This window comes from Pseudoxanthomonas sp. J35, assembly GCF_000513995.1.
Classification (GTDB): Bacteria; Pseudomonadota; Gammaproteobacteria; order Xanthomonadales; family Xanthomonadaceae; genus Pseudoxanthomonas.
The window spans coordinates 196389-212714 of sequence record NZ_AZVB01000004.1 but is presented as its reverse complement, the minus strand read 5'-3'; the positions used below and the strand labels follow the sequence as shown (position 1 = coordinate 212714).

15 protein-coding genes are annotated in these 16326 nt (G+C 71.4%); 11 read left to right on the top strand and 4 right to left on the bottom strand.

Translation table 11 applies throughout. The features are described 5' to 3' along the window. Positions 1-245 precede the first annotated feature (245 nt). From PSEJ35_RS0105275 to groES, 4 genes are all read right to left on the bottom strand, one after another. A complete protein-coding gene (locus PSEJ35_RS0105275; RefSeq protein ID WP_051412508.1) occupies positions 246-2474 on the bottom strand; it encodes a hypothetical protein in 2229 nt (742 codons plus the stop codon). A 69-nt stretch (positions 2475-2543) separates the two neighbouring features. After that, entirely contained in the window at positions 2544-3620 is a 1077-nt protein-coding gene (locus tag PSEJ35_RS0105270; RefSeq protein WP_028916887.1) for a 3-deoxy-7-phosphoheptulonate synthase, read from the bottom strand. 341 nt (positions 3621-3961) lie between these two features. Continuing rightward, positions 3962-5593 (bottom strand): chaperonin GroEL, encoded by a 1632-nt coding sequence (gene groL / locus PSEJ35_RS0105265; protein ID WP_028916886.1) that lies wholly within the window; start codon positions 5591-5593, stop codon positions 3962-3964. A gap of 54 nt (positions 5594-5647) precedes the next feature. After that, complete coding sequence (gene groES / locus PSEJ35_RS0105260; RefSeq protein ID WP_024867607.1) at positions 5648-5938, bottom strand: co-chaperone GroES; 291 nt, start codon at positions 5936-5938, stop codon at positions 5648-5650. 174 nt (positions 5939-6112) lie between these two features. Between groES and cutA the strand changes: the two genes are divergently transcribed. The 11 genes from cutA (at position 6113) to purH (ending at position 16310) form a co-directional block, all read left to right on the top strand. Continuing rightward, the gene (cutA, locus tag PSEJ35_RS0105255; protein WP_028916885.1) at positions 6113-6430 is read left to right on the top strand and encodes a divalent-cation tolerance protein CutA; all 318 of its coding nucleotides are present in this window, start codon (positions 6113-6115) and stop codon (positions 6428-6430) included. Positions 6431-6438: 8 nt separating this feature from the next. Next, positions 6439-8703 (top strand): protein-disulfide reductase DsbD, encoded by a 2265-nt coding sequence (locus tag PSEJ35_RS0105250; protein WP_051412507.1) that lies wholly within the window; start codon positions 6439-6441, stop codon positions 8701-8703. After that, entirely contained in the window at positions 8700-9260 is a 561-nt protein-coding gene (locus PSEJ35_RS0105245) for a TlpA disulfide reductase family protein (RefSeq protein WP_028916883.1), read from the top strand. The genes PSEJ35_RS0105250 and PSEJ35_RS0105245 overlap by 4 nt, the downstream gene beginning before the upstream one ends. A gap of 339 nt (positions 9261-9599) precedes the next feature. Continuing rightward, complete coding sequence (gene aroQ / locus PSEJ35_RS0105240; protein ID WP_028916882.1) at positions 9600-10040, top strand: type II 3-dehydroquinate dehydratase; 441 nt, start codon at positions 9600-9602, stop codon at positions 10038-10040. Positions 10041-10070: 30 nt separating this feature from the next. After that, positions 10071-10559: an acetyl-CoA carboxylase biotin carboxyl carrier protein gene (gene accB, locus PSEJ35_RS0105235; protein WP_028916881.1), complete on the top strand. Its 489-nt coding sequence runs from the start codon at positions 10071-10073 to the stop codon at positions 10557-10559. Positions 10560-10586: 27 nt separating this feature from the next. Next, complete coding sequence (locus PSEJ35_RS0105230) at positions 10587-11021, top strand: four helix bundle protein (protein WP_028916880.1); 435 nt, start codon at positions 10587-10589, stop codon at positions 11019-11021. Next, on the top strand, positions 11014-12381 hold the full coding sequence (accC, locus tag PSEJ35_RS0105225; RefSeq protein WP_028916879.1) for an acetyl-CoA carboxylase biotin carboxylase subunit: 1368 nt from the start codon (positions 11014-11016) through the stop codon (positions 12379-12381). Before PSEJ35_RS0105230 ends, accC begins: the two co-directional genes overlap by 8 nt. Positions 12382-12531: 150 nt before the next feature. Next, positions 12532-13449, top strand: a complete 918-nt coding sequence (prmA, locus tag PSEJ35_RS0105220; protein ID WP_028916878.1) for a 50S ribosomal protein L11 methyltransferase — start codon at positions 12532-12534, stop codon at positions 13447-13449. 65 nt (positions 13450-13514) lie between these two features. Continuing rightward, positions 13515-14261, top strand: a complete 747-nt coding sequence (locus PSEJ35_RS17410) for a DUF3426 domain-containing protein (protein WP_051412506.1) — start codon at positions 13515-13517, stop codon at positions 14259-14261. 93 nt (positions 14262-14354) lie between these two features. Then, a complete protein-coding gene (gene fis / locus PSEJ35_RS0105210) occupies positions 14355-14630 on the top strand; it encodes a DNA-binding transcriptional regulator Fis (RefSeq protein WP_028916877.1) in 276 nt (91 codons plus the stop codon). A 93-nt stretch (positions 14631-14723) separates the two neighbouring features. Continuing rightward, positions 14724-16310 (top strand): bifunctional phosphoribosylaminoimidazolecarboxamide formyltransferase/IMP cyclohydrolase, encoded by a 1587-nt coding sequence (gene purH / locus PSEJ35_RS0105205; protein ID WP_028916876.1) that lies wholly within the window; start codon positions 14724-14726, stop codon positions 16308-16310. Positions 16311-16326 lie beyond the last annotated feature (16 nt).

Genomic DNA, 16326 nt, shown 5'->3' with positions numbered 1-16326 from the left:
AAAAGCCCGCTTGCAGCGAACTGCCAGCGGGCCTGCTCCCTCCCCCACGTCGGGATGCGGGGCCATCGTGAAGGAGGCGTTAGGGGCTTTGCACGCTGCACTGCAAAACAGCACCGGCAGGTTCAATTTCCTGTTTTTGCTGGGAATTCTGCTGAATAGGGGAAACCTGCAGGATGACACCGGTATTACATGAAACCGTCGCGCGGGCCGGACGCGCCACGTCCGGATCGGCGGGCTGCGGTTCCTCAGTGAAGCAGCGGCGGATGGCCCTCGAACCACTCCCGCGCGCGCAGCAGGTGCCACTGGTGGTGGTCGCCCTGGAGCCCCAGGCCCGCCGACAGCGGGCCCATGCTGGCCAGCAGCTGGCCCCGATGCTGGCCGTCCGACAGCTCCAGGCGGGCATGGACGTCGTAGCGGTCGTTTCGCGCGTGCACGCCATCGAGGACCAGCGTGTCGCCCTGCCAGCGCACTCTGCCCTCGGCCCGGGCCTTGCCGGAGTCGACGAGCCGTTCCATCCAGCGCGGACGGTCGGTGCCACCGAACAGGTCGAGCAGGAAGCCGGCGTCGCGCGCCTGCGCCCCGACCCGCCCGTGCACCAGCGCCGGGGACGCCGCGGGCAGGTCGATCCGCGCCTCGGGCAGGTCCACGTCCGCCCACCAGCCCTGGCGCGTGCGGCCGGCGGCGTCGCGGAAGCTGACGTCGCGCAGCCGGACCTGGCTGCCGTCGAGGTCGAACCGGCGCTGCTCCAGGTCGGCGCGGCGGAGACGCGCGTCGATGCCGAGGTCGCCGCGCAGCTGGCGGCCAGCGAACGACATGCGCGCATCCCGGCCCTGCACGCTGGCCTTGCCCTGGCCGAGGTTGCCGCGGCCGTCGAGTTGCAGGTCGGCGCTGGCGCTGCCCCGGCCGCGCTCGATGCGCATCTGCCCGGAGAGGAAGCGGTTGTACACGCGCAGGTCCGGCACGACCGCGTCGCTGAAACGCAGCCGCGCCGTCGTCGCCGCCAGGCCTTCGCCGCGCGCGGGCATGCCGTCGACGACCACGTCCAGCCGCAGGTTGTCGCCACGCGCGAACGGCGCCTGCGGCGCGTCGGCGGCGGCGATCGCATAGCCGTCCAGCGCCGCCTCCATCCGCGTCTGCAGCGCGCCGCCGTCGCCGCTGCCCAGCTCCGCGAGCACGCGCCCGCGGCCGCTGACGACGGTGCCCATGACCGTGGCCACCGCAGCCACTTCCGGCAGCTCGACATGGCTGCCCGGCGCGACCCGGCCGCCTTCCACGCGCAGGTCCGCGCGCAGTTCGCCGGCGCCTTCCAGTTCGAACCACGACGGCGCGTTGAACAGCGGCGCGACCCAGCCCAGCGAGGGGAAATGCCAGCGCCCGGCGACATGCCCGGAGGCGCGCGGCAGCAGCCCGGCCAGCGTGCCCTGCACCGGCAGCTGGCGCCCTTGCAGGCGCAGCTCGGCATCGAGGTCGAGCGACCCGCCTTCGCGGCCGGGCACCCGCAGGCGCAGGCCGATGTCGTCGTCGACCTGCACGTCCACGTTCAAGGTGTCGTCCAGCACGTCGCCGGCCACGCCGGTTCCACGCACCGGCGCGGTCCACGCCAGCCGGCCACCAGGCTGCAGCACGCCATCGTCGACCACCAGCCGGCCGTGCAGGCGGCCACCGCCCGGAACCAGACCGACGCGGAACCGGCCATCCGGACCCACGTAGCCGCGCAGCGAGGCACCTTCGGCGTCGAGACCCAGTGCGGCGTCGGTCAGCAGCAGGGTGCGCAGCCCGAGGGCTTCGGCATGCGTATGCCGCGCGATCGAGAACGCTCCATCGAGGGTCGCGCCATCCAGCAGGGTGTGCGGTCCGGCGCGCAGCCGCGCGCCATCGAAATGCACGCTCGAGTCGAGCACCTGGATCGGCCCGCCGCGCAGCTGCTTGGAGAAGCCGAAGCTCGCGCTGCCGTTGCCTTCCAGCACCAGGCCGTCGTAGTGGCCCTCGCGCACGCTGTCGCTGGCGATGCGCTCGAACAGCAGGGTCCAGCCGCCGGCGCGCGGCGCCGGCGCGGGCCGCGCGCGGTCGACGTGGCGCACGCCGCCGCCGACGTTGCGGGCCACCACCGAGGGCACGCGCAGCTCACGGCGCAGCAGGGGCCACAGGGCGATGCGTCCGGCCACATGGTCGGCCTGCACGTCCCAGGCGAGGTCGCGCACCTGTCCCTGCAGGCGGACCTGCCGCGCTGACACGTAGCCGGGGAACAGCGTATGCGCCACGCCCCACTGCGCCTGGAACGCCTCAGGCCGGCGATTGGCCAGCGGATGCAGCAGGGTATTGAGGAACAGGTTGCCCAGCACCAGGTACCCGCCCCAGGCCAGCAGGGCGGTCCACAGCGCGCGACGCAGCCAGCGCGGACGGCCATGCCACCAGGCGATCCCGCGGCGCCATCCGTCGCGGCTCCATGCCTTCGCCTGTTGCAGGGTGTCCATGCCGTGCAGGATGCCTGAAGCGGCCACGCGCGCAAGGCAGTCCGCTGCCCGCGCGGATGGGCGCCACGGTCAGGCCGCGGCGCTTTCCCGGGCGAGCGCTCGGCGCGTGCGCACCGCTTCCGCCAGCCGCTCCAGCACGCCGACCGAACGCTCCCAGTCCAGGCAGCCATCGGTGATGCTCTGGCCGTAGGTGGGCGCGCGCCCGTCGACCAGGTCCTGGCGGCCCCCGACCAGGTGGCTTTCGACCATCACGCCGATGATCCGCGCATCGCCGCCTTCGACCTGGCGGGCGATCGCCTCGACCACCTCCGGCTGGTTGTCCGGGTTCTTGCCGCTGTTGGCGTGGCTGGCGTCGATCATGATCCGCGCCGGCAGCCCGGCCCTGGCCAGCACCTCGGCGGCGGCCTGCACGCTGCCGGCGTCGTAGTTGGGCACCTTGCCGCCGCGCAGGATCACGTGGCCGTCCGGGTTGCCGGCCGTGGCGGCGATCGCCGAGTGGCCGTCCTTGGTCACGGCCAGGAAATGGTGCGGTTGCGAGGCCGCCATCACCGCGTCGGCGGCGATGCGCACGTTGCCGTCGGTGCCGTTCTTGAACCCCACCGGGCAGGACAGGCCGGACGCCATCTCGCGGTGGATCTGGCTCTCGGTGGTGCGTGCGCCGATCGCACCCCAGGCGACCAGGTCGGCGATGTACTGCGGCGAGATCGTGTCCAGGTATTCGCAGCCGGCCGGCAGGCCGAGCAGGTTGATGTCGCGCAGCAGCCCGCGCGCCAGGCGCAGGCCCTTGTTGATGTTGAAGCTGCCGTCCAGGTCCGGGTCGTTGATCAGGCCCTTCCAGCCCACCGTGGTGCGCGGCTTCTCGAAGTACACGCGCATCACGATCTCCAGCGCGTCGCCGAGGCGGTCGCGCAGCGGGCGCAGCCGCTGCGCGTACTCCATCGCCGCGGCCGGATCGTGGATCGAGCACGGCCCGATCACCACCGCCAGGCGGTCGTCCTGCCCGTGCAGGATGCGGTGCAGGGCGCGGCGGGCATCGGCGACGGTCTCCGACGCCTCCTCGGTGCAGGGCAGCTCGGCGATCAGCCGGGCCGGGGAAACCAGCGTATCGATGCGGCGGATGCGCAGGTCGTCGGTGTGGGGGGCCATGTGGGTGCTCCTGGGATGTCGGTCGATCCCGCCGGAGGTGGCGACAAAAAAGCCGCCAGGGTCTCTGGCGGCTTCCGGGGTGTGTCGTGTCTGTTCGAACTTCAGGACGCGCGCAACCCTTCCTCCGCCATGGGCTTCGGAAAGTAGTACCAGAAGTAGAAGCTGGCGCGCGGCGTGCTCACGGAGCCATTGATAACAGCCGCTTCCGGGCCGCGCAACCGTTTCAGCGGCAACGGCGGCGGGAACGCGGTTGCATTCGGGGCCGGGACACGCAAAAGAAAACCCCGCCTCGCGGCGGGGTTTTCCAGGTACAGCGGACGCAGCGGTTGCTGCAGCAGGACTCAGAAGTCCATGCCGCCCATGCCGCCCATGCCCGGAGCCGCCGGCTCTTCCTTCTTCGGCAGCTCGGCCACCATGGCTTCGGTGGTGATCATCAGGCCGGCGATCGACGCCGCGTTCTGCAGCGCGGTGCGGGTGACCTTGGTCGGGTCCAGGATGCCGAACTGCACCATGTCGCCGAACTCGCCGGTGGCGGCGTTGTAGCCGAAGTTGCCCTCGCCGGCCTTGACCTGGTTGACCACGACCGAGGGCTCCTCGCCGGCGTTGCTGACGATCTCGCGCAGCGGGGCTTCCATCGCGCGCAGGGCGATCTGGATGCCGTGGTTCTGGTCCTCGTTGGCGCCCTTGAGGTTCTCGATGGCCTTCTTGGCGCGCAGCAGGGCCACGCCGCCGCCGGGCACCACGCCTTCCTCGACCGCCGCACGGGTGGCGTGCAGGGCGTCCTCGACGCGCGCCTTCTTCTCCTTCATCTCGACCTCGGTCGCGGCGCCGACCTTGATGACGGCCACGCCGCCGGCCAGCTTGGCCACGCGCTCCTGCAGCTTCTCGCGGTCGTAGTCGGAGGTGGTCTCCTCGATCTGCGCCTTGATCTGCTTGATGCGGGCCTCGATGGCGGAGGTGTCGCCGGCGCCGTCGATGATGGTGGTGTTCTCCTTGGAGACCTGCACCTTCTTGGCGCGGCCCAGGTCCTTGATGGTGGCCTTCTCCAGCTGCAGGCCGACCTCCTCGGAGATCACGGTGCCGCCGGTCAGCACGGCCATGTCCTCCAGCATCGCCTTGCGGCGGTCGCCGAAGCCCGGGGCCTTGACCGCGCACACCTTGACGATGCCGCGGATGGTGTTGACCACCAGGGTCGCCAGGGCCTCACCCTCGACCTCCTCGGCCACGATCAGCAGCGGCTTGCCGGCCTTGGCCACGCCCTCGAGGATCGGCAGCAGGTCGCGGACGTTGGAGATCTTCTTGTCGTGCAGCAGGATGAACGGATCATCCAGTTCGCACTGCATGCTCTGCTGGTTGTTGATGAAGTACGGCGACAGGTAGCCGCGGTCGAACTGCATGCCCTCGACCACGTCCAGCTCGTTCTCCAGGCCCGAGCCTTCCTCGACCGTGATCACGCCCTCCTTGCCGACCTTCTTCATCGCCTCGGCGATGATGTTGCCGATCGACTCGTCGGAGTTGGCCGAGATGGTGCCGACCTGGGCGATCGCCTTGTCGTCGGCGGTGGGCTTGGACAGCTTCTTCAGCTCCTCGACGGCGGCCACGACGGCCTTGTCGATGCCGCGCTTGAGGTCCATGGGGTTGAAGCCGGCGGCCACGGCCTTCATGCCCTCGCGGATCAGCGCCTGGGCCAGCACGGTGGCGGTGGTGGTGCCGTCGCCGGCGTTGTCGGAGGTCTTGGAGGCAACCTCCTTGACCATCTGCGCGCCCATGTTCTCGAACTTGTCGGCCAGCTCGATCTCCTTGGCGACGGACACGCCGTCCTTGGTGATCGTCGGGGCGCCGAAGCTCTTCTCGAGCACGACGTTGCGGCCCTTCGGGCCCAGGGTCGCCTTGACGGCGTTGGCGAGGATGTTCACGCCGCGCACCATGCGCGAACGGGCGTCTTCACCGAAACGGATTTCCTTGGCAGCCATTGCAGGATTACCTCAGTTCTTGGTTCGAATGGGATGGAAAGGGGGTCGGGCGGATCAGCCCAGGACGGCGAAGATGTCGTCTTCCTTCACCACCAGGTACTCGGTGCCGTCGAGCTTGACCTCGGTGCCGGCGTACTTGCCGAACAGGACCTGGTCGCCGACCTTGACCTTCGGGGCACGGACCGTGCCGTTGTCCAGCACCTTGCCCTCGCCGACCGCAATGACCTGGCCCTTGATCGGCTTCTCGGTGGCCGAATCCGGGATCACGATGCCGCCGGCGGAGACCTTCTCTTCTTCGGTACGCTTGATGACAACGCGGTCGTACAGCGGCTTGATGTTGCTCATTTCAATCCCTCTCAAGTGATTGACTGGGTTGGAAAAAGGGCGGCAACTCTAGCACTCGTCGGGGGCGACTGCCAGCGCCGCAGGCGGACGAAACCCGGTGCGGTGACCGGGGTTGAAGTGGCAGATGGGGGAGCGCCGGAGAACTTTCAAGGGGGGCCGGGTACACTTCCGCGCATGCCGGTCCATCTCGTGTTCTGCAGCTGCCCCGACCCCGACACCGCCCACCGCCTGGCCACCATCCTGGTCGAGGAGCGGCTGGCGGCCTGCGTCAGCCAGCTGCCGCCGATGCGCTCGGTGTACCGCTGGCAGGGCGCGGTCGAGCAGGCCGACGAGGTGCTGCTGCTGGCCAAGACCCCGGCCGACCGCCTGCCCGCCCTGGTGGAGCGCCTGCGCGCCCTGCACCCGTACGAACTCCCCGAGATCGTCGCGGTCGAAGCCGGGGCCGGCCTGCCCGCCTACCTGGACTGGGTGGCCGCGGCCACCCGCGACTGACCCTTCCGATGACCGCCCCCTTCCCCCGCCTGTTCCGCCTGCTGCTGGCCCTGGGCCTGCTGCTGCCCGCCCTGCCCGCCCTGGCCGTCGACGAGGACGACCTGCTGCCGGTCGACCGGGCCTTCGTGCTCTCCGCCAGCGCCACCGCGCCTGACCGGGTCGAGCTGCGCTGGAAGATCGCCGAGGGCTATTACCTGTACCGGCACCGCACCTCGGTGAAGGCCAGCGGCGGCCTGACCGGCGGCGAGCTGCGCCTGCCCGACGGCGATCGCCACACCGACGAGTTCTTCGGCCCGGTGGAGACCTACCGGGGCGAACTGCTGGCGGTGCTCGAGGGCGCCAGCCCGGGCGCCGGCCCGGTCCAGCTGGAAGTGAAGTACCAGGGCTGCGCCGACCTCGGCATCTGCTACCCACCGCAGACCCGGCGCCTGCAGGTGGACCTGCCGACGAACGGCGCCGCGGGCGGCCTGCCCGCCTTCGGCAGCGCGAGCCGGCGCGGCCTGCAGCTGCCCGGCCAGGCGGCGCTGCCGGAAGCGCAGGCCTTCGCCGCCGAGGCCATCGCCGATGGCGGCAACCGCATCCTGGTGCGGCTGGAGCCGGCGCCGGGCTACTACATCTACCGCGACCGCAGCCGCTTCGTGCTCGAGGGCGACCCGGGCCTGAAGCTCCAGGCGCCGCGCTGGCCGCAGGGCAGCCGCCACCGTGACGAGCACTTCGGCGAGGTGGTGGTGTACTTCGACGCGGTCGAAGTACAGCTGCCGGTGCACCGCAGCCACGCGGATGCGGCGCAGGCCACCGTGGTGGCGACCTTCCAGGGCTGCCAGACCGACGGCATCTGCTACCCGCCGATGACCCGCCGCCTCGTGGTGGACCTGCCGGCCGGCACGGTCAACGCCAGCCCGCCGCCGCGCGAGGCGCCGCCGCTGCCGGAAGCAACGCCCGCAAGCGCGGCGACCGCCGATGCCATTGCCACCGATGCAGCCGCCCCGGAGGAAGCGGGCGCGGTCACCGCCGTGCCCGACGCCTCGGCCGGCAATGCCCTGCGCAGCACCGCGCCGCCGGAGGCCTCCGCGCCGGCGCTGGCCGGCATCCTGGTGCTGGCCCTGCTCGGCGGCCTGGTCCTCAACCTGATGCCCTGCGTGCTGCCGGTACTCTCGCTGAAGGCGCTGGGCCTGGCGCAGAGCGGCGAAAGCCGTGCCCACGCGCGCCGGCACGCGCTCTGGTACACCGCCGGCGTGCTGGTCGCGTTCGCCGCGGTCGGCGCGCTGGTGGTGGCGCTGCGCAGCGCGGGCATGGCCGCCGGCTGGGGCTTCCAGCTGCAGCAGCCGTGGTTCGTGGCCGCACTGGTCTACCTGATGTTCGCCGTCGGCCTGAGCCTGTCGGGGGTGTTCACCCTTGGCGCCGGCATCGGCGGCGGCCTGGCCGCCGAGCGCAGCGGGCCGGCGGGCGACTTCCTTACCGGCGTGCTGGCCTGCGTGGTCGCCAGCCCGTGCATCGCCCCGTTCATGGGCCCGGCGCTGGCCTACGCCTTCGCCGCCCCGGCGGCGGTCGGGATCCTGGTGTTCCTGATGCTGGGCCTGGGCCTGGCCCTGCCGTTCCTGCTGATCGGCTTCGTCCCGGCGCTGGCGCGGCGACTGCCGAAGCCCGGCGCGTGGATGGAGACGCTCAAGCAGGTGCTGGCCTTCCCGATGTACCTGACCGCGGTCTGGCTGCTGTGGGTCCTCGGCCGCCAGCGCGGGGTCGACGCGGTCGCCCTGGTGCTGGCGGGCGCGGCGGTGCTGGCGCTGGCGCTGTGGTGGTTCGAACGCAGCCGCTGGCAGGGCCGCCGCGTCGGCAAGGCGCTGGCCCTGGCGCTGGCGCTGGTGGCGATCCTGCCGGCCTGGGGCGTGACCCGGCTGGCCCCGCCGGCGGCGCGCGCCGCCGCGGAAGGCGTGCTGGCGTACTCGCCCGACGCGCTGGACCGCCTGCGCGGCGAGGACCGGGTGGTGTTCGTCAACATGACCGCCGACTGGTGCGTGACCTGCAAGGCCAACGAGCGCAACGTGCTGTCCAGCGAGGCCTTCCGCACCGCCCTGCAGCGCGTGGATGCGGTCTACATGCGTGGCGACTGGACCAATGCCGACCCGCAGATCAGCGCCTTCCTCGAGGAACACAAGGCCGTCGGCGTGCCGCTGTACGTGGTCTACGGCCCGGGCGCGCCACCGGCGGTGCTGCCGCCGGTGCTGACCGGCGCCATCGTCGAGGACGCCCTGCTGCGCGCGGCGGCGCGATGAATCCGGCCTCCCTGCGCCTGCTGCTGGTGGCGCTGGCCGCGGGCGGGCTCGGCCTGCTGGCCGCCGGCGGGTGGCAGGACCGCCAGGCTTCGCGCGACCCGGCGGCGGCGGCCGTTCCCGCCGGGGTCCACCCGGCCAGACCGGGCGATGCCTTGCCGGCGATCCGGCTCCCGGACCTGGACGGCAACGTCGTCGATCTGGCCGCGATCGCCCCCGGGCGCCCGCTGCTGGTCAACGTCTGGGCCAGCTGGTGCGGGCCCTGCGTCGAGGAAATGCCCGAGCTGCAGCGCTACGCCCGCGCCCAGGGCGCCGGCGGCGTACAGGTGGTCGGCCTGGCCCTGGACACCCCGGAGAACGTGCGCGCCTTCCTCGCCCGCGTAGCGGTCGACTACCCGATCCTCATCGACCAGCCGGGCCCGGCCGACGCCAGCGTGCACCTGGGCAATACCCGCGGCCTGCTGCCGTACAGCGTGCTGGTGGATGCGCGCGGGCGGGTGGTGCGGCAGAAACTGGGGCCGTTCGAGGCCGGGGAGATCGAGGACTGGGCGAGGCACTGAGCCTTCCCCCTTTTCCGGCGCGGGCAGGCTCGGGGGCGAGGGGCAGCCCCGGCCCCTCGAGCTCTGCAGCTGCACGGCCCACCCCCCTTTCACGGGTGGTGGCTGTGGGTGGGGCACTTTGCGGTCACGGTTTCGTCCTGCCCCGGCCGTCGGGGTGGGCGTGTGAGAGGCCGCTCCCTTGCGGCCACCGCTGCGCCTCGGAACCCGACGCCCGTCGCACACGCGGCGGGACACCCGCAGCAATTCAAACATTTGCTTGAAACGCTGCGAACTTCGCCGAACTGGACACGAATGGCGCCTTCGCGCAGACTGCCGCCCTTTCCGGTTCCGCAACGTTCCATGGCCAAACTGCTGGTCCTGCACGGCCCCAACCTCAACCTGCTCGGTAGCCGCGAGCCGGAGGTCTACGGCCGCACCACCCTGGCCGACATCGACGCCGACCTGGCCGCGCGCGCCCGCGCCGCCGGCCACGAGCTGGAATCGTTCCAGTCCAACGCCGAGCACGCCCTGGTCGACCGGGTCCAGGCCGCGCGCGGCGACGGCACCGCCTTCATCCTGCTCAACCCCGCCGCCTTCACCCACACCTCCGTCGCCCTGCGCGACGCGCTGGCGGCGGTGGCGATCCCGTTCATCGAGATCCACCTGTCCAACCCGCACGCCCGCGAACCCTTCCGCCAGCACAGCTACTTCAGCGACAAGGCGGTCGGCGTGGTCTGCGGGTTCGGCGCCGACAGCTACCGCTACGCCCTGGACGCCGCGCTCGCGCGCCTGCCGGGCTGACCCCCCCCTTTCTGCAACACCGAGGCCATCATGGACCTGCGCAAGATCAAGAAGCTCATCGACCTGCTGGAAGAATCCAACCTCGCCGAAATCGAGATCAAGGAAGGCGAGGAGAGCGTGCGCCTGTCGCGCATCCCGACCGGCGTGGCCGTGGCCGCCCCGGCCGCCGCGCTGGAAGTGCGCAGCCCGGCCCCGGCCGCCCCGGCGGCGGCGCCGATGCCGATGAGCTCGCCCACCGAGTCGGCCACCGGCGGCACGGCCAAGGCCGGCGCCGAGCTGCCCCCGGGCCACGTGGTCCGCGCCCCGATGGTCGGCACCTTCTACGCCGCCCCGGCCCCGGACAAGCCGGCGTTCGTCACCGTCGGCCAGCAGGTCAAGGCCGGCGAGACGCTGGGCATCATCGAGGCGATGAAGATGTTCAACCCGATCGAGGCCGACGTCGCCGGCACCGTCGTCGCGATCCTGTGCGAAAGCGGCCAGCCGATCGAGTTCGACCAGCCGCTGTTCGTGATCGGCTGACGCCGGTCACGACGGGATTCGGGTTTCGTGATTCGGGATTCGGAAAAGCTGCGACCGCATGAGCGCCTCGATGTGTGGCGGGACGCGATGTCGCTGGTCGAATCCATATACCGGATGACGGCCCGTTTCCCGGCCGATGAGCGGCTCGGGCTCACCCTGCAGCTGCGCAGGGCGGCGGTGAGCGTACCATCCAACATCGCCGAGGGCGCCGCCCGCAGATCCACGGCCGACTACCTGCATTTCCTGTCCATGGCGCGAGGCTCCCTCGCCGAGATCGGCACCCAGCTGGAGATCGCCGAACGCCTGGGTTACTGCGAACACGACGCCGCTGCCATCGAACAGCTGGATCGCACTTTCTCCCGCCTCAACGCACTGATCCGCTCGCTCGACATCTCGCGAACCCTGCGCGACCCGGGTGCCTCTTACGAATCCCCAATCCCGAATCCCGAATCCCATGCTTGATAAAGTCGTAATCGCCAACCGCGGCGAGATCGCCCTGCGGATCCTGCGTGCCTGCCACGCGATGGGCATCCGCACCGTGGCCGTCCACTCCACCGTGGACCGCAACCTCAAGCACGTGGCCATGGCCGACGAGTCGGTGTGCATCGGCCCGGCGCCCTCCACCGACAGTTACCTCAACATGGCCTCGATCATCGCGGCCGCCGAGGTCACCGACGCGCAGGCCATCCACCCAGGCTACGGCTTCCTCTCCGAGAACGCCGACTTCGCCGAGCGCGTGGAGCAGTCCGGCTTCGTCTTCATCGGCCCGAAGGCCGACACCATCCGCCTGATGGGCGACAAGGTCGAGGCGATCCGCGCGATGAAGGCCGCCGGCGTGCCCTGCGTGCCCGGTTCCGGCGGCCCGCTGGGCGACGACATCGTCGCCAACACCCGCATCGCCCGCGAGATCGGCTACCCGGTGATCATCAAGGCCGCCGGCGGCGGCGGCGGCCGCGGCATGCGCGTGGTCCACGCCGAGGGCGCGCTGAAGGCGGCGATCGAGACCACCAAGACCGAGGCCAAGGCCGCGTTCGGCAACGGCGAGGTCTACATGGAGAAGTTCCTGGAGAACCCGCGCCACGTGGAGATCCAGGTGCTGGCCGACGGCCAGGGCAACGCCATCCACTTGGGCGAGCGCGACTGCTCGATGCAGCGCCGCCACCAGAAGGTGGTCGAGGAAGCGCCGGCGCCGGGCATCACCCCGGAGCAGCGCGCGCAGATCGGCAAGGTCTGCGTCGAGGCCTGCCTGCGCATCGGCTACCGCGGCGCCGGCACCTTCGAGTTCCTGTACGAGGACGGCCGCTTCTACTTCATCGAGATGAACACCCGCATCCAGGTGGAGCATCCGGTGACGGAGATGGTGACCGGCATCGACCTGGTCGCCGAGCAGCTGCGCATCGCCGCCGGCCAGAAGCTGCGCATCCGCCAGGAGGACGTGGTCCTCAACGGCCACGCGATCGAATGCCGCATCAACGCCGAGGACCCGGAGACCTTCTTCCCCAGCCCCGGCCTGATCCAGCACTTCCACGCGCCGGGCGGCCCGGGCGTGCGCGTGGACACCCACGTGTACGAGGGCTACCGCGTGCCGCCGAACTACGACTCGATGATCGGCAAGCTGATCGTGCACGGCCCGGACCGCGAGACCGCGATCTGCCGCATGCGCGTGGCGCTGAGCGAGATGGTGGTCGACGGGATCAAGACCAACATCCCGCTGCAGCAGCGGATCATGCGCGACAAGGGCTTCCAGGCCGGCGGCCAGAACATCCATTACCTGGAAAAGCGCCTGGCCGAGCGCAAGAACCAGTCCATCGCCCTCGGCTGATCGCACGGTCGCAGGGGAACGCACGGGGGCCGGCATCGCCGGCCCCTTTGCGTTGTGGCGGCCCGGGTCGCCCGCCCGCCTGTTGCCGGGGCCGCCATCGCCGGCGCGTGAGACAATCGCGTTCCCCGCACGCACCGCCCCCACGACGCCATGCCCTACCTCGAACTGAGCCTGCGCAGCACCGAAGCCGAGCAGCCGCGCTACGAGCGCGCGCTGGAGGACGTCGGCGCGCTGTCGGTCACCCTGCTCGACGCCGACGCCGACACCCCGAACGAGCGCGCCATCCTCGAACCGGGCGTGGGCGAAACGCCGATCTGGAAGTCGCTGGTGCTGACCGCGCTGTTCGACGCCGGGACCGACGCGCTGGCCCTGCTGGCCGCGCTGGAAGCCTTCGATCCGGAGCTGGACTGGGCCAGCGCCTCGTTCCGCACGGTCGAGGACCAGGACTGGGAACGCGCCTGGCTGGACACGTTCAGGCCGATGCGCTTCGGCGACCGCACCTGGATCGTGCCGTGGAACCACGAGCTGCCGCCGGAGGCCGACAACGAGCGCGCGGCGATCGTGCGCCTGGACCCGGGACTGGCCTTCGGTTCCGGCACCCATCCGACCACCGCGCTGTGCCTGCGCTGGCTGGACCGGCTGGCCGCGGCCGGCATGCTCGACGGCGTACGCGTGCTCGACTTCGGCTGCGGCTCCGGCATCCTCGCCCTGGCCGCGCTCAAGCTCGGCGCGGCGCAGGCAGTGGGCGTGGACAACGACCCGCAGGCGCTGCTGGCCAGCGCCGACAATGCCGCGCGCAACGAAGTCGGCGAGCGCCTGGCCGTGTACCTGCCGCAGGACGAGCCGGCCGCGACCTACCCGGTCGTGGTCGCCAACATCCTGGCCGTAGCGCTGGACGCGCTGGCCGAAGTGCTGGCCGCGCGCGTCGCCGCGGGCGGGCGCATCGCCCTGTCCGGCATCCTCCGCGGCCAGGAAGGCGAACTGCTGCAGCGTTACGCGCAGTGGTTCGACGACCTCGAGGTCGCCACCGAGGAAGACTGGGTGCGCATCGAGGGCGTGCGCCGCTAGGCAGCGCCGGCCCTCGGGCTTGCCCGGATCGCGGAGGCCGGGGCGGGCATGCTTGAATAGGGCGCATGTTCTATCCCTGTCCGCATTGCCAGTTCCTGGTCGCCTACCACCCGCAGTCGCGGCCGTTGCCGGCCGCCTGCCCGCGTTGCGGCCGGCCGCTGGAAGACGAGCCGGGCGCCGGCGAGGACGCAGGCCCGGGCGCGGGGACGGCCACGCCGGAAGACGCTTCGCCGGCCGAAGCCGGCGGCGCCCTCGCAACGCCGCCGCCGGAAGACACGGCGCAGCTGTTCGCCGCCGCCCCCGGAGACGCCAACGCGGCGCCCGCACCGATGGCGGCCGTGGCGCCGCGCCGCGCCGCCTCGCGTTGGCAATGGCCGCTGATCGCGCTGCTGGCCCTGCTGCTGGTCGTGCAGGTGCTGCTCGCCGACCGCGCGCGCCTGGCGGCCGATGCCCGCTGGCGGCCGCTGGTCGCCACGCTGTGCGGCGTGTTCCGGTGCGAACTGCCGCCGTGGCATGAACCGGCCGCGTTCACCATGCTCGACCGCCAGGTGCGCCCGGCGGCGCAGCCGGGCGCGCTGCGCGTGGACGCGAGCTTCCGCAACGACGCGCGCTGGGCGCAGGCCTGGCCGGCGCTGCAGCTGGCCCTGTCCGATGCCGACGGCCGCGTGCTCGGCAGCCGCGTGTTCCTGCCTGCCGAATACCTCGGCGCCGCGCCGGACGCGCTGCTGTCTCCGGGACAGAGCGCGCAGATCACCTTTATGGTGCAGGAGCCCGCGCCGGGCACGGTGGCGTTCGCGTTCGAGTTCCGCTGACGGCCGCTCGCGGCCAGGCCCAATGGCAGCGGCCCGGCTCCCGCGCTAGACTCCCCTGCCCGCTTCGATGCGGATCGCAGATCCGGAATCCCCGTGCAGCAGAACACCAGCTCCCGCGCCGACTCCGGCCGCACCACTTCCCGTCCGCCGCTGCGCGAGCACGTGGCCCAGTCGGTGCGCCGCTACCTGCGCGACCTCGATGGCGTCGAAGCCAACGACGTGTACGAGATCGTGCTGCGCGAGATGGAAATCCCGCTGTTCGTGGAAGTGCTCAACCACTGCGAAGGCAACCAGAGCCGCGCCGCGGCGCTGCTGGGCATCCACCGGGCAACGTTGCGCAAGAAACTGAAGGACTACGGCCTGGCCTGATCGGCCCGGGCAGGCGCGCCGGTCCGCGACCGGGGGTCGACGCGGGGCGGGCGGCTATAATTCCGCTCCTTCCTCCCGCACCACCCCGACCCCATGACCGCCGACCTCCTGCCCGTGCGCCGGGCACTGCTGTCCGTTTCCGACAAGACCGGCCTGATCGACCTGGCCCGCGCCCTGGCCGCGCGCAACATCGAGCTGCTGTCCACCGGCGGCACCGCCCGCGCCATCCGCGAGGCCGGCCTGCCGGTCAAGGACGTGTCCGAGGTCACCGGCTTCCCGGAAATGATGGACGGCCGGGTCAAGACCCTGCACCCGGTCGTGCACGGCGGCCTGCTCGGCCGCGCCGGCATCGACGACGCGGTGATGGCGCAGCACGGCATCAGCGCGATCGACCTGCTGGTGCTCAACCTCTACCCGTTCGAGCAGGTCACGGCCAAGGCCGGTTGCACCCTGGCCGACGCGGTGGAGAACATCGACATCGGCGGCCCGGCGATGCTGCGCAGCGCGGCCAAGAACTTCGCCCGCGTCGCCGTGGCCACCTCGCCGGAACAGTACGCCGGCCTGCTGGCCGAACTGGAAGCCAACGACGGCAAGCTCTCGGCCACCACCCGCTTCGCCCTGTCGGTGGCCGCGTTCAACCGCGTGGCCCAGTACGACGCGGCGATCAGCAACTACCTGTCCGCGATCACCGATACCTCGGCCGATGTGCCGGTGCGCGCGCCGTTCTCCGCGCAGGCCAACGGCAGCTTCGTCAAGCTGATGGACCTGCGCTACGGCGAGAACCCGCACCAGCAGGCCGCCTTCTACCGCGACCTGCACCCGGCGCCGGGTTCGCTGGCGACCTTCACCCAGCTGCAGGGCAAGGAGCTGAGCTACAACAACATCGCCGACGCCGACGCGGCCTGGGAATGCGTGCGCCAGTTCGACGCCCCGGCCTGCGTGATCGTCAAGCACGCCAATCCCTGCGGCGTGGCTGTGGCCGCCGGCGCGGGCGAGGCCTATGAACTGGCCTACGCCACCGACCCGACCAGCGCCTTCGGCGGCATCATCGCCTTCAACCGCCCGGTCGACGCGGCCGTCATGCGGACCATCCTCGACCGCCAGTTCGTCGAGGTGCTGCTGGCCCCGGACTATGACGCCGGCGCGCTGGAATACGCCACGAAGAAGGCCAACGTGCGCGTGCTGCGCATCCCGATGGCGCCGCCGTCGCCGGGCTTCATCGACGTCAAGCGCGTCGGTTCGGGCCTGCTGATGCAGACCGCCGACGACCGCGTGGTGACCCGCGACGAGCTGAAGGTGGTGACCAGGCTGGCCCCGACCGAAGCCCAGTTCGCCGACCTGCTGTTCGCCTGGAAGGTGGCCAAGTTCGTGAAGTCCAACGCGATCGTCTATGCGAAGGACAACCGCACGATCGGCGTGGGCGCCGGGCAGATGAGCCGCGTGTACTCGGCGCGCATCGCCGGGATCAAGGCCGCCGACGCCGGCCTGGTGGTCGAGGGCTCGGTGATGGCCTCCGACGCGTTCTTCCCGTTCCGCGACGGCATCGACGCCGCCGCGGCGGCCGGGATCAAGGCGGTGATCCAGCCGGGCGGTTCGATGCGCGACGCCGAGGTGATCGCCGCGGCCGACGCGCACGGCATCGCCATGGTGTTCACCGGCGTGCGCCACTTCCGCCACTGATCCGGAGACCGCCGCG